The following is a 12,584-nucleotide window of genomic DNA, read 5'->3' as shown; positions in this document are numbered from 1 at the left end:
CGCTTACTGGTACTCGCTCACCGGGACACAGGAGCAAAACAGATGACGGTCGCCGTAGACATCGTCCAGGCGCTTCACCGTCGGCCAGTATTTATCAGCAACCCCGGCCGGGAATACGGCCAGCTCGCGGCTGTACGGGTGCACCCACTCACCCACCAGCTCCTGCTGAATGTGCGGCGCGTTCACCAGCGGGTTATCGCTCAGCGGCCATTCACCGGCGGCCACCCGGTCCATTTCACTGCGAATCGCCAGCATCGCTTCAATAAAGCGATCCAGCTCAGCTTTGCTTTCCGACTCGGTCGGCTCCACCATCAGAGTACCGGCAACCGGGAATGACATGGTCGGGGCGTGGAAGCCATAGTCGATAAGGCGCTTGGCAATATCCAGCTCGCTGATACCGGTCTGCTCTTTCAGGGGGCGAATATCGAGAATGCACTCGTGGGCCACGTAGCCGTTGTCGCCGGTATACAGCACCGGGAACGCCCCTTTCAGGCGGGCGGCGATGTAGTTGGCATTCAGGATTGCCACCTGGCTGGCTTTTTTCAGCCCTTCGGCCCCCATCATGCGGATGTACATCCAGCTTATTGGCAGAATAGAGGCGCTGCCAAACGGCGCGGCAGATACGGCCCCCTGCTGGGTCAGCATCTCTTCAATTTGCACCACGCTGTGGCCGGGAACAAACGGCGCCAGATGCGCTTTAACCCCAATCGGCCCCATACCCGGGCCGCCGCCACCGTGGGGGATACAGAAGGTTTTATGTAAGTTAAGGTGCGACACATCCGCCCCGATATGGCCCGGGGAGGTGATCCCCACCTGCGCATTCATGTTGGCGCCATCAAGGTAGACCTGGCCGCCAAACTGATGCACGACATCGCACACGTCGCGGATGGTCTCTTCGTATACCCCGTGGGTAGAGGGATACGTCACCATAATGCAGGACAGCTGATCCGCGTACTGTTCCGCTTTGGCGCGCAGATCGCCGAGATCAATATTGCCCTGCTTGTCGCAGGCCACAACGACTACCTGCATCCCCGCCATATGGGCAGAGGCCGGGTTAGTGCCGTGGGCAGAGCTCGGGATCAGGCAGATATCGCGCCGGGATTCGTTACGGCTGGCGTGGTAGCGGCGAATCGCCAGCAGGCCCGCGTACTCACCCTGGGCGCCGGAGTTCGGCTGCATACACAGCGCATCGTAGCCGGTCAGTTTTACCAGCCAGTCGGAAAGCTGGCTTATCATCTGGTGATACCCCTGCGCCTGGTCTGCCGGGCAGAACGGGTGCAGCTCCGCAAATTCCGGCCAGGTGATCGGGATCATCTCTGCGGCGGCGTTGAGCTTCATGGTGCAGGAGCCCAGCGGGATCATCGCCTGGTTGAGTGCCAGATCCTTGCGCTCCAGGCTGTGCATGTAGCGCATCATCTCGGTTTCGCTGTGGTAGCGGTTAAAGACCGGGTGCGTCAGAATAGCATCGTCACGCAGCATGGTGGCCGGCACTGAGCGGCTGTCCAGCGCTACGTCTTTGTCCAGCGCGTCAATCGCCAGGCCATGCTCATCCCCTAGCAGCACGGCAAACAGCGCGGCAATATCTTCACGGGTGGTGGTTTCATCCAGCGTGATGCCGACCGCGTTATGAATATCGCTGCGCAGGTTTATCTGGCGGGCCTCTGCCCGGGCAAGCACCGCGGCTTTATCGGCCACGTCCACACACAGGGTGTCAAACCAGCTGTTATGGCGCAGCGTGATGCCTTTGGCCTGCAGACCGGCGGCAAGAATATCCGCAAAGCGGTGGATACGCCGGGCGATGCGCTTTAACCCTTCCGGGCCGTGGTATACCGCATACAGGCTGGCGATATTCGCCAGCAGCACCTGAGAGGTGCAGATGTTCGAGTTCGCTTTCTCGCGGCGGATGTGCTGCTCGCGGGTTTGCATCGCCATACGCAGGGCCGTTTGTCCGGCGGCATCTTTCGATACCCCGATAATGCGGCCAGGCATGGCGCGTTTAAATTCATCGCGGCTGGCAAAGAATGCCGCGTGCGGGCCACCGTAGCCCATGGGCACGCCAAAGCGCTGGGCGGAGCCAAAGACAATATCGGCCCCCTGTTTGCCCGGGGCCGTCAGCAGTACCAGCGCCATTAAATCTGCCGCCACGCTGACCACCACCTGGCGGGCTTTCAGCTCAGCGATAAGCCCGCTGTAATCGTGAACGTCACCGGTGGTGCCCACTTGTTGCAGCAGCACACCGAACAGATCCTGATGGTCCAGCGCTTTGCTGGCCTCATCCACAATGACATCAAAACCAAAGGTTTCCGCCCGGGTGCGCACCACATCCAGGGTCTGCGGGTGAACGTCTGCCGCCACAAAGAAGCGGTTGGCGGTTTTCAGCTTGCTGACGCGCTTTGCCATGGCCATGGCTTCCGCTGCGGCGGTGGCTTCATCCAGCAGTGAGGCGGAGGCCATATCCAGCCCGGTCAGGTCCAGGGTCAGTTGCTGGAAGTTCAGCAGCGCTTCCAGACGCCCCTGGGAGACCTCCGGCTGGTAGGGGGTATACGCGGTATACCAGCCCGGGTTTTCCAGCATATTGCGCAGAATAACCGGCGGGGTGTGCACCGCGGCATAACCCATACCGATATAGTTTTTAAAGCGTTTATTGCGCCCGGCGATGGCTTTGAGCTCTGCCAGTGCGGCAAATTCCGTGGCGGCAGCGCCCGTTTGCGGCGGCTGCTCCAGCTGGATATCTGCCGGGACAATACTGGCGGTCAGGGCATGTAACGATGCCGCGCCAACGGTCGCCAGCATCTCCTGCTGTTGTTCAGCAGAAGGGCCGATATGGCGGTCAATAAAAGCATCACTGTGTTCAAGCTGCGGTAAGGTCTGGGTCATGAGTGGTTATTCCTGCAACATCCTGGCCGGGAAATAGGACCAGATATAAAAATCAGAAACCAACGGGCCGGATAAATCCGGCCCACTGCTATTACTCGTTTTCTAACAGCGCTTCATAGGCTGTGGCGTCCAGCAGGGCATTGATTTCCGCCTCGTCGCTGGCTTTGATTTTGAAAATCCAGCCTGCTGCGTAGGGCTCGCTGTTTACCAGCTCCGGGGCGTCGCCCAGCGCATCGTTCACGGCAACAATCTCACCGCTGACCGGTGCATAGATGTCGGAAGCCGCTTTAACAGATTCAGCCACTGCGCAGTCGTCACCTGCGGCAACGGTGGTGCCCACATCAGGCAGGTCAACAAACACCATATCCCCCAGCAGCTCCTGAGCATGTTCCGTGATCCCAACGGTATATGTACCGTCCGCTTCCTTACGCAGCCACTCATGCTCTTTGCTGTATTTCAGTTCATTAGGCACATTGCTCATTGTTATCTCCTGATAGCGATTTACTGCGCGACGGGTTTACCGGCGCGAACAAAAACGGGTTTAGTCACCGTAACCGGTAACTCGCGGTTACGGATCTGGACCACGGCACGCTTACCGGCACCGGCCGGAGCGCGGGCCAGGGCAATACTGTAGCCCAGGGTCGGGGAAAAGGTGCCGCTGGTGATAACCCCTTCCTGGCAGTGGCCGTCTTCATCAAAGAAGCGCACCGGCAGGCCGCTGCGCAGCACGCCTTTTTCGGTCATCACCAGCCCCACCAGGGTATCGGTGCCCTTTTCACGCTGCTGTTCGAGTTTTTCACGGCCGATAAAGTCGCGATCCTGCGGCTCCCAGGCAATGGTCCAGCCCATATTGGCCGCCAGCGGGGAGACGCCCTCGTCCATATCCTGACCATATAAATTCATACCGGCCTCCAGGCGCAGCGTATCGCGCGCCCCGAGCCCGCAGGGTTTGACCCCGGCTTTGACCAGATCCGCCCAGAATGTAGCCGCCTGCTCTTTAGGCAGGGCAATTTCGTACCCGGCTTCGCCGGTGTAGCCGGTGGTGGCGATAAAGAAATCCCCCGCCTGCACGCCGAAGAAGGGTTTCATGCCCGCAACGGCCTGGCGCTGCTGCTCCGTAAACAGGGTTTGCGCTTTTGCCTGTGCGTTCGGGCCCTGCACCGCAATCAGTGCCAGATCGTCGCGCACGGTAACGGTCACGCCAAAGTGCTCTGCGTGTTCGTTAATCCAGGCGAGGTCTTTTTCACGGGTGGCGGAGTTAACCACCAGGCGGAAGTCATCTTCAGAGAGGAAGTAGACAATCAGATCGTCAATCACACCGGCGGAGGCGTTCAGCATTGCGCTGTAGAGGGCTTTACCGGGGGTTTTGAGTTTGGCCACGTCGTTAGCCAGCAGGTAGCGCAGGAATTCGCGGGTGCGGCTGCCGTGTAAATCGACAATGGTCATATGCGACACATCGAACATGCCCGCATCGGTGCGCACCGCGTGGTGCTCATCAATCTGGGAGCCATAATGCAGCGGCATCATCCAGCCATGGAAGTCCACCATGCGCGCGCCGCATAAATTGTGCTGTTCAAATAACGGGGTCTGCTGAGCCATTTTATCCTCTTTCAGTCCATATGCGCTGCCTGCCGCAGCCCACAACACGCCCTTTCCCCCGCGCCACGGGGGCGACGCAAACGTTCTCTTTACCGGCAAACTTACCACCTAACCCGGCGTTAAACCATAAGCGCAGGCCACCCGTCAGATAACCTTACAGCCAGAAACCGCGTGGATATAGCCAGAGAATAAAACTGAGGAAATGCGATTAATGCCGCACAATCACACATATGAGAGGTGAAAAATCAGAAGAAGATAACAATTCAGAAAAATAGGTAAACAAAATCACTACATCTGAATTTGCTTCGGATTAATAAAAGTAATCCGACTGGCGGGGTCAAATTAGAATATTTCAAATGAGGCGCCCTGCCCCCGCTGCGGGCAGGGGCAGGTGGTGGATCAGCGCAGCCACTCGGGCAGGTCGTGCAGGCCCATGGCCTGGCGCAGTAGCCGGGGCTTCACCCCCGGCAGGCTGTCGGCCAGGGTTAAGCCTAAGTCTCGCACCAGCTTTTTCGCCGGGTTGTCACCGGCGAACAGCTCACGAAACCCCTGCATACCGGCCAGCATCAGGGCGGCGCTGTGTTTGCGGTTGCGCTCATAGCGGCGCAGGTACAGGTATTCGCCAATGTCTTTGCCCTCTTTATGCAGGCGGCGCAGCTCAGCAATAAGCTCTGCGGCGTCCATAAACCCGAGGTTGACCCCCTGCCCGGCCAGCGGGTGGATAGTGTGGGCCGCATCTCCGGTCAGGGCCAGGCGGTGCCCGGCAAACTGGCGGGCATAGCGCCCGGTAAGCGGGAAGCACAGGCGCTCGCTTTCCAGCGTGCATACGCCAAGGCGCGTATCAAACGCCACCGCCAGCTCGCGGTTAAAATCCGCCGCAGGCAGCTGCGCCACGCGCGCGGCCTCTGCGGGGGTTAATGACCAGACAATCGAGCTTAAATGCCCGTCGTTAAGCGGCAGGAACGCCAGCACGCCATCAGCATAAAAAACCTGGCGGGCGACCGCGTCATGGGGGCGCTCTGTGCGCACCGTTGCCACCAGCGCATGGTGCCGGTAGTCCCAGGAGGTCAGCGGGATATCGGCCTGCCTGCGCAGCCAGGAGTTGGCGCCGTCTGCCCCCACTACCAGGCGGGCCGTCAGCATTGTGCCGTCGGTCAGGCTCACAAAGGCGTCGTTCTCCCCCCGGGCCAGTTGCTGGATGTGCGCCGGGGCCATAAGCGTAACGTCCCGGCACTCGCCCGCCCGTTGCCACAGGGCGCGGCGGATGGATTCATTCTCCACAATATGCCCCAGATGGCTGTAGCCACTGGTTTTGTCATCAAACGCGATCCGCCCGAAGCTGTCCCGCTCCCACACTTCCATGCCGTGATAACTGCTGGCGTGGCCGCGCAGAATGGTCTCCCAGACCCCGAGATGGCTGAGTAACTTTTCACTGGCCGCATTGATCGCCGAAACCCGCAGCCCGGCCGGGGTATCCTCCGCCCCGGGGCGGGGGGCCGACTGCTCCAGCACCGCCACCCGCAGGCCGCTCCCCTGCAGGCCACAGGCCACCGCAAGACCCACCATACCGCCGCCAACAATGGCCACATCTACGCTTTGCACATAAGACTCCTGTTAACGCGCAACCCAGCCAAGGGTGCGGTAGGCCAGCGCATCACGCGCCGGCGATATCCATTCCATGGTCATCAGGCCGAGATTACGGCCCACAACCAGCGGGAACCAGTGATTGGCAAACAGACTCACCAGCCCATCGGTAACACCGATGGTGGCGGTTTTATCCGCCGCCCGGCGCGCCTGATACGCCGACAGCAGAGCGCTGCCGCCGGTATCGCTCCCGGCATGCCAGGCGTGCGCCAGCATTTCGGCCAGGGTCACCACGTCGCGGATCCCGAGGTTAAACCCCTGACCGGCAATCGGGTGCAGTGTCTGTGCCGCATTGCCCACCAGCGCCAGGCGATGGGTAACACAGCGATCCGCCCGGGTCAGCGCCAGCGGGTAACAGTGGCGCACGCCGCTGTGCATAATTTGCCCCAGCCGCCAGCCGAACGCCTGCTGCAGTTCACGGCAGAAGCGGGCATCGCTCCACTGTTCAACCTCCTGCTGGCGGTGAGCCGGGAAGCACCATACCAGAGAGCAGCGCTTACCAGACATGGGCAACATGGCCAGCGGGCCATGCTCAGTAAAACGCTCCCAGGCACGCCCCTGGTGGCCCCGGGCGGTGGCCACATTGGCGATAACCGCCACCTGCTGGTAGTCACGCTGCTGCCATTCAATACCGCAACGGCCCGCCAGCGGTGAGCGGGTGCCGTCTGCCGCGACCAGTAACTGGCCGCTGAGCACCGCGCCACTATCAAGGGTGACGGTGACCTGCTCCGCACTGCGTTCAACCCCGGTCACCCGGGCCGGGCAGTGGAGGGTCACCCCGGGGGCTTCGCCCAGTAAGCGAAACAGCCGCAGGCCCGCTTCATGAAGCTCAATAACATGGCCCAGCGCGCTGATGTCGTAATCCCGGGCTTCGAGGGTGGTGAACCCGGCGTGGCCGCGATCGCTGACGTGTACGCTGGTGATCGGCGTGACGCAATCGGCCAGCGCAGGCCAGATCCCCAGGCGCTGTAGCTGCTGGCAAGTGCCGCCGGAAAGCGCAATCGCCCGGGCATCAAACCCGGGGTGGGTGGTGGAATCCGGCATGCGCGACTCCACCAGGTGCACCGGTAGCTGGCCGCCGGTCAGCCGGGAGATAGCCAGCGCCAGGGTGGCCCCCGCCATTCCCCCGCCGGTGATTATCACGCTCACGGGCGGGACGCTGCCATCAGCGCCTCGATATCGTCGGCGGTTTTGACCACCCCGCTGGTGAGCACTTCGTTGCCGTTTTCAGTAATCACAATATCGTCTTCGATACGGATACCTATCCCGCGAAACTCCGCCGGGACGTCGGCATCCGGCGCAATATACAGCCCGGGCTCCACAGTCAGCACCATGCCGGGCTCAAGGATCCGCGAGCGATCGGGGCCGTACTCACCCACGTCGTGTACATCCAGCCCCAGCCAGTGGCTGAGCCCGTGCATAAAATACGGGCGGTGGGCGTTTTCCGCCACCAGGGTGTCCACATCCCCGCAGAGGATCCCAAGCCTCACCAGGCCGCTGACCATAATGCGCACCACTTCACTGGTGACCGCCTGAATGGAGGTGCCCGGGCGGTACAGCCGGATGGCGGTTTCCAGTGACTCCAGCACAATGTCGTACACCGCACGCTGGGCTGGGGTAAATTTGCCGTTGACCGGGAAGGTGCGGGTAATATCCCCCGCGTAGCCCTGGTATTCGCAACCGGCGTCGATAAGCACCAGATCGCCTGCGCGCATGGCGCTTTCGTTTTCGGTGTAGTGCAGAATGCAGCCGTTCTCACCGCTGCCAACGATAGTGTTGTAAGAGGGGTAACGGGCACCGTGGCGGGTAAACTCGTGCAGGATCTCCCCTTCCAGCTGGTATTCGAACATGCCCGGGCGGCATTTTTCCATGGCCCGGGTGTGGGCCAGGGCGGAAATCTCGCCCGCGCGGCGCATGATGTCCAGCTCTTCGGGGGATTTAAACAGCCGCATGTCGTGCACCCAGGGGCGCCAGTCGGTCAGGGTTGCCGGGGCTCGCAGATTCTGGCGTGAGCCTTTGCGCAGGGTGTCGAGCGCACTGAATACCAGCCTATCGGCCCAGTCGTACTCCCCCCGGGCGTGGTAGACCACATCCAGGCCGTTGAGCAACTGGTGAAGCTGCTCACCAATTTCAGAAAACGCCAGCGCCCGGTCCACCCCCAGCGCTTCCGGGGCCGCTTCCTGACCCAGGCGGCGGCCAAACCAGATTTCTGCGGTTTTATCCCGCAGGCGGTTAAACAGCACGCTGTGGCTGTGGGTCTCATCACTTTTGATCAGCACCAGCAGCGCTTCTGGCTCGTTAAAGCCGGTGAAGTACCAGAAATCGCTGTTCTGGCGATAGGGGTATTCACTGTCGGCGCTGCGGCTGGCTTCCGGTGCGGCAAAGATCAGTGCGGCACTGGCGGGCGCCATTTTGCGAAGTAGCGCCTGGCGACGGCGGATAAACGCTTGCTGGGTCATGAGATCTCCTTATAAAACCGGGAGCCCGCCGCGCCAGAGAGAAGGTGTCTGCGGGCCGCTGTTGTTTAGTGTAATGTCGGTTTGCGCACTTCCGGCGCGGTCGGTTCCGGGTGGTTGAAGGTGTCGTTACACAGCAGCGCGGCAACCCGGACATATTCGATGATTTCTTCCAGGGACATTTCCAGCTCTTCCTGGTCTTCGTCTTCATCGTATCCTAACTGGGCGATATTCCGCAGATCGTCAATGGCTTCGCCGGTTTCGCCGCTCACTTTGTCCAGTTTCGGCTGTGTGACGCCAAGGCCCAGCAGGAAGTGGTTTACCCAGCCGGCCAGCGCGTCTGCCCGCTGGAATACGGTGATGTCATCGTCGTCAGGAATATAGAGCTGGAACAGGAAGTTATCGTCGTCCAGCGCATCACTGGTGGCGGCATGCATCTGGCGCACGGCCTCGGCTAAGTCCTGGCTAAAGGCCAGGCCTTCATTTGTCAGATCATGAACCAGTGGCTGCCAGGCGCTGTCTTTGCAACCGCCGCACAGCATGCCGCTGATCAGACCGTGCATTTCTGACGGGGTCAGACCAATGTTTTGCTGGTTGAGTAACTGAGCTACTTTATCGTAGTCAGGCATCGTGTTCTGTATAGACATGCGCTTTCGCCATCGTTGGAAGGTGGAGTTCATGGTATGCTACCACTTTGGCCCCCGGAGATACCAGAATCAGCCCGGACAACATGGGGTGGTTGATGGGTTCGGTTGCAGTGCGTGTGTCAGTGTGTTAATTCTGACCAGCCAGAGCCCGGGCCTGATACGAACCGCAAAAAGGACGTCATCAGGGCTTGTATCTTTGTTTCAGGGTAGCTATATTTTGCCCCCCGCGCAGCCCCGGACAGGCTGTGGGCCTATGGGGCGTTAATCAGCAGGAAGGTGGCATGTCTGCACAACCAGTCGATATCCAAATTTTTGGTCGTTCTTTGCGGGTAAATTGTCCGCCAGAACAGCGGGATGCGCTGAACCAGGCAGCAGAAGAGCTTGATCAGCGGTTGCAAGATTTAAAAGTTCGCACTAGAGTCACCAATAGCGAACAGCTGGTTTTTATCGCCGCACTTAACATCTGTTATGAGCTGGCACAGGAAAAAGCCAAAACCCGGGATTACGCCTCTGGTATGGAGCAGCGAATCAAAATGCTTCAGCAAACCATTGAAGACGCTCTGCTTGAGCAGGGCCGCACTGCTGAAAGACCGGGAAGCACTTTTGAATAACAATCTGCGGTTAACTATGGTAGAGTGACCACAGATAAAAAATTTCTCTGAGATGTTTGCAAGCGGGCCAGTCCCCTGAGCCGATATTTCAAACCACAAGAATGTGGCGCTCCACGGTCGGTGCGCATGCTCGGTTCGCCCGAGAAGCCTTAAGGCCATGACGACACATTCACCTTGAACCAAGGGTTCAAGGGTTACAGCCTGCGGCGGCATCTCGGAGATTCCCTACCCTTCCTGTTGTTAACCTCTTCTTATGTGATATGAGCGTCCATGTGACTACTGCCACTCTGCGTCACGAGATCCGTAAACAAATTCGCCAGCGCCGCCGGGCACTCACTCCGGAACAGCAGCACACTTTCGCCATTCAGGCCGCCGGGCAGATGCTCCGCTACCCCCCTTTGCAGCAGGCCCGACACGTGGCGTTATCGCTCTCTTTTGATGGCGAGCTCAATACCCGCCCGCTGATCGAGTCCCTGTGGCAGGCCGGGAAACAGGTCTATTTACCGGTACTGCATCCGTTCAGCCCCGGTAACCTGCTGTTTTTACGCTACACGCCGCACACGCCGCTGACTGTGAATATTTTTAATATCGCAGAGCCGCGCCTGGATGTGCGCAGTGTTCTGCCTCTGGATGCGCTGGATGTTCTGGTGGTGCCGTTAGTGGCGTTTGACGCAGCAGGCCAGCGCCTGGGAATGGGGGGCGGGTTTTACGATCGTACCCTGCAGCGCTGGCAGCAGTACCGGCTGCAGCCCGTGGGCTACGCTCATGACTGCCAGCAGGTGGAGACGCTGCCGGCAGAGTCCTGGGATATTCCGCTACCTGCCGTGGTTACCCCCTCCCGAATCTGGCAGTGGTAACAGGCAGGCCCGCAATTATTTCAGTCCAGAGACCAGCTTCGTGCGCTGATTCTCAAGCGAGACCACCCGCGAGCAGACATCGCGGCCGAACTGTTCAAAATCTTTTTCCTGGTTTTTCCATTCGTCCTGAATGGCCGACTGCATACCGCCAAGGTTACCCAGCACGCTTTGTAACGGGTTTGAACCGCCGCCCAGTACCGCTTTGGCCCCCATTTCATTGATGCTGTCCTGCAGGATGCCGCCCATCGCCTGATTGATCAGCTGCTGCCCGTCGGCACGCACCTGGTCGACACCTTTGTAGTGGAAGGTGAGCCCGTCCTCGCGGTGTTCAATGATCCGGTTCATCTGCTCTTTTAGCTGCTTGTCCAGCTTCTTCAGGCGGCTGTGCATATTGCTGCTGGCCCCCATCTGCTGGGTGATGATGTTATCCAGCGCGACGCGGCTTTTATCCACCCGCGAGCGGGCGCCGTTGTCTATCCAGGGCAGGTCGCTACGCAGCGACTGCTGGTAACTCACCGCCAGTTGGCGCTGAGCCGCACTCAGCGTGTGTTGTTTACCGTTAAACTGCACATCGCCTGACGGGCTAATCACCAGATTGCCGTTCTCCCCCACGACCTGTACGTGCCGGGCTTTAATCACCACGTCGTCTTTTGGGTTAACACTGCACTGGTAATCAGCATGGGCCTGCGCGGCAACGAACAGCATCGCGCCGGTGAATACGTGACGAATCATACCTGCTCCTGATAAATATCCCGGACGGTCAGGGCCGGATACCCCGGCCCCGCGGCAATTAATCCCACCAGATGTCGAATAAATCGCTGGTGCGGATATCGGTTAACTGGTGTGCTTCCAGCCAGTTACGTACCAGCGCCTGATGTTCTGGTGTGCACTTGCCAATTTCCTGCAGGCAGATAAGCCCTTCCCAGGCCAGATAGCCGCTGCCGTCGAAGGCCAGGCCGTTGGGATCGATAACCTGCTCAATAAACTGATCGACCACGCTGTCTATCTGTTGCTCGCTGGTGCCGTCCGGGAAACGCCAGGCGACGGAGAAACCCACTTCCTGAAACTCGTCAATATGCATTTTTTTACGCAAGCGACGGCTACGCTGTGTTGCCATTATTTCATCCTCTCGAACATTAAGTCCCACACACCGTGGCCAAGACGCTGACCACGCTGTTCAAATTTTGTGACCGGGCGGGATTGAGGGCGCGGTACATAGTTCCCCTCCGCCGAGCAGTTATGATACCCGTCAATGGTCACCATCACTTCGAGCATATGTTCGGCATAAGGTTCCCAGTCGGTCGCCATATGGAACACACCGCCCAGCTTCAGCTTGCTTTTCACCAGCTCCGCAAAGGGCACCTGCACAATACGCCGTTTATTATGGCGTGCTTTGTGCCAGGGATCCGGGAAGAACAGCTGGACCATTGACAGGGAGTTACAGGGGATCATGTTTTCCAGCACTTCAACGGCGTCATGGCACATTACGCGCAGGTTGGTGACCCCTTCTTCATGGGCGGCACTCAGGCAGGCGCCCACGCCGGGAGAGTGAACCTCAATGCCGAGGAAGTTCTGATGCGGGTTCGCCTTCGCCATTGCCACCAGCGAGGCCCCCATACCAAAGCCTATCTCAAGGACTACCGGTGCCTCACGGCCAAACAGGGCAGATAAATCCAGCGGCTGTGCGGCGTACTCTACACCCATCACCGGCCAGTAGTTATCCAGCGCGAACTGTTGCCCTTTGGTCAGGCGACCCTGGCGGCGGACAAAACTACGAATGCGTCGCATCGGGCGACCATCTTCATCAAATTCCGGTGATATGACGTCGTTAATCATGAGATTCAAATCTACTCGCGTAAAAGTTCAGGAAACGGGCATTATCCAAAGTTAGTA

At 59.4% G+C, this 12,584-nt stretch carries 12 protein-coding genes and 1 other RNA gene; 3 read left to right on the top strand and 10 right to left on the bottom strand.

Annotated elements, in window-relative coordinates; all coding sequences use genetic code 11:
• Window positions 1–3: 3 nt before the first annotated feature.
• The 7 genes from gcvP to EBL_RS03195 all read right to left on the bottom strand — a co-directional run bounded on the left by gcvP (window position 4) and on the right by EBL_RS03195 (window position 9,223).
• Window positions 4–2,877, bottom strand: coding sequence for an aminomethyl-transferring glycine dehydrogenase (gcvP, locus tag EBL_RS03225; RefSeq protein WP_002444940.1), 2,874 nt, complete (start codon window positions 2,875–2,877; stop codon window positions 4–6).
• A gap of 91 nt (window positions 2,878–2,968) precedes the next feature.
• Window positions 2,969–3,358 carry a glycine cleavage system protein GcvH gene (gene gcvH, locus EBL_RS03220; RefSeq protein WP_002444938.1) on the bottom strand — a complete coding sequence of 130 codons (390 nt, stop codon included), beginning with the start codon at window positions 3,356–3,358 and terminating at the stop codon, window positions 2,969–2,971.
• Between the two features lie 20 nt (window positions 3,359–3,378).
• The gene (gene gcvT / locus EBL_RS03215) at window positions 3,379–4,476 is read right to left on the bottom strand and encodes a glycine cleavage system aminomethyltransferase GcvT (protein WP_002444936.1); all 1,098 of its coding nucleotides are present in this window, start codon (window positions 4,474–4,476) and stop codon (window positions 3,379–3,381) included.
• 399 nt (window positions 4,477–4,875) lie between these two features.
• On the bottom strand, window positions 4,876–6,078 hold the full coding sequence (ubiI, locus tag EBL_RS03210; protein ID WP_002444934.1) for an FAD-dependent 2-octaprenylphenol hydroxylase: 1,203 nt from the start codon (window positions 6,076–6,078) through the stop codon (window positions 4,876–4,878).
• Between the two features lie 12 nt (window positions 6,079–6,090).
• Complete coding sequence (ubiH, locus tag EBL_RS03205) at window positions 6,091–7,269, bottom strand: 2-octaprenyl-6-methoxyphenyl hydroxylase (RefSeq protein WP_002444932.1); 1,179 nt, start codon at window positions 7,267–7,269, stop codon at window positions 6,091–6,093.
• Complete coding sequence (pepP, locus tag EBL_RS03200) at window positions 7,266–8,579, bottom strand: Xaa-Pro aminopeptidase (protein WP_002444930.1); 1,314 nt, start codon at window positions 8,577–8,579, stop codon at window positions 7,266–7,268. Before pepP ends, ubiH begins: the two co-directional genes overlap by 4 nt.
• Window positions 8,580–8,644: 65 nt before the next feature.
• Window positions 8,645–9,223, bottom strand: coding sequence for a YecA/YgfB family protein (locus EBL_RS03195; RefSeq protein ID WP_002444928.1), 579 nt, complete (start codon window positions 9,221–9,223; stop codon window positions 8,645–8,647).
• 281 nt (window positions 9,224–9,504) lie between these two features.
• Here EBL_RS03195 and zapA point away from each other — a divergent pair, with 281 nt between their 5' ends.
• The 3 genes from zapA to EBL_RS03185 all read left to right on the top strand — a co-directional run bounded on the left by zapA (window position 9,505) and on the right by EBL_RS03185 (window position 10,691).
• Complete coding sequence (gene zapA, locus EBL_RS03190; RefSeq protein WP_002444926.1) at window positions 9,505–9,834, top strand: cell division protein ZapA; 330 nt, start codon at window positions 9,505–9,507, stop codon at window positions 9,832–9,834.
• A 41-nt stretch (window positions 9,835–9,875) separates the two neighbouring features.
• Window positions 9,876–10,059: non-coding RNA, 6S RNA (gene ssrS / locus EBL_RS19630), on the top strand.
• Window positions 10,060–10,094: 35 nt separating this feature from the next.
• A complete protein-coding gene (locus tag EBL_RS03185; RefSeq protein WP_014715818.1) occupies window positions 10,095–10,691 on the top strand; it encodes a 5-formyltetrahydrofolate cyclo-ligase in 597 nt (198 codons plus the stop codon).
• A 15-nt stretch (window positions 10,692–10,706) separates the two neighbouring features.
• Here EBL_RS03185 and EBL_RS03180 read toward each other — a convergent pair whose 3' ends face one another.
• The 3 genes from EBL_RS03180 to trmB are packed head-to-tail and all read right to left on the bottom strand — an operon-like array spanning window position 10,707 to window position 12,527.
• On the bottom strand, window positions 10,707–11,423 hold the full coding sequence (locus EBL_RS03180) for a YggN family protein (RefSeq protein WP_002444923.1): 717 nt from the start codon (window positions 11,421–11,423) through the stop codon (window positions 10,707–10,709).
• Between the two features lie 58 nt (window positions 11,424–11,481).
• Window positions 11,482–11,808, bottom strand: coding sequence for a YggL family protein (locus EBL_RS03175; RefSeq protein ID WP_002444921.1), 327 nt, complete (start codon window positions 11,806–11,808; stop codon window positions 11,482–11,484).
• Entirely contained in the window at window positions 11,808–12,527 is a 720-nt protein-coding gene (trmB, locus tag EBL_RS03170) for a tRNA (guanosine(46)-N7)-methyltransferase TrmB (protein WP_002444919.1), read from the bottom strand. The genes EBL_RS03175 and trmB overlap by 1 nt, the downstream gene beginning before the upstream one ends.
• Between the last annotated feature and the right edge of the window lie 57 nt (window positions 12,528–12,584).

It is taken from the genome of Shimwellia blattae DSM 4481 = NBRC 105725, assembly GCF_000262305.1.
GTDB classification, from domain to species: domain Bacteria; phylum Pseudomonadota; class Gammaproteobacteria; order Enterobacterales; family Enterobacteriaceae; genus Shimwellia; species Shimwellia blattae.
Note: the sequence above shows the minus strand (reverse complement) of the source record. Positions and strands in the feature narration are given on the sequence as shown.

Excerpts from the sequence above, each read along its gene's own strand:
- gcvP (WP_002444940.1), bottom strand. The coding sequence starts at position 2,877 with ATGACCCAGACCTTACCGCAGCTTGAACACAGTGATGCTTTTATTGAC.
- gcvH (WP_002444938.1), bottom strand. The coding sequence starts at position 3,358 with ATGAGCAATGTGCCTAATGAACTGAAATACAGCAAAGAGCATGAGTGG.
- gcvT (WP_002444936.1), bottom strand. The coding sequence starts at position 4,476 with ATGGCTCAGCAGACCCCGTTATTTGAACAGCACAATTTATGCGGCGCG.
- pepP (WP_002444930.1), bottom strand. The coding sequence starts at position 8,579 with ATGACCCAGCAAGCGTTTATCCGCCGTCGCCAGGCGCTACTTCGCAAA.
- EBL_RS03195 (WP_002444928.1), bottom strand. The coding sequence starts at position 9,223 with ATGTCTATACAGAACACGATGCCTGACTACGATAAAGTAGCTCAGTTA.
- zapA (WP_002444926.1), top strand. The coding sequence starts at position 9,505 with ATGTCTGCACAACCAGTCGATATCCAAATTTTTGGTCGTTCTTTGCGG.
- EBL_RS03185 (WP_014715818.1), top strand. The coding sequence starts at position 10,095 with ATGAGCGTCCATGTGACTACTGCCACTCTGCGTCACGAGATCCGTAAA.
- EBL_RS03180 (WP_002444923.1), bottom strand. The coding sequence starts at position 11,423 with ATGATTCGTCACGTATTCACCGGCGCGATGCTGTTCGTTGCCGCGCAG.
- EBL_RS03175 (WP_002444921.1), bottom strand. The coding sequence starts at position 11,808 with ATGGCAACACAGCGTAGCCGTCGCTTGCGTAAAAAAATGCATATTGAC.
- trmB (WP_002444919.1), bottom strand. The coding sequence starts at position 12,527 with ATGATTAACGACGTCATATCACCGGAATTTGATGAAGATGGTCGCCCG.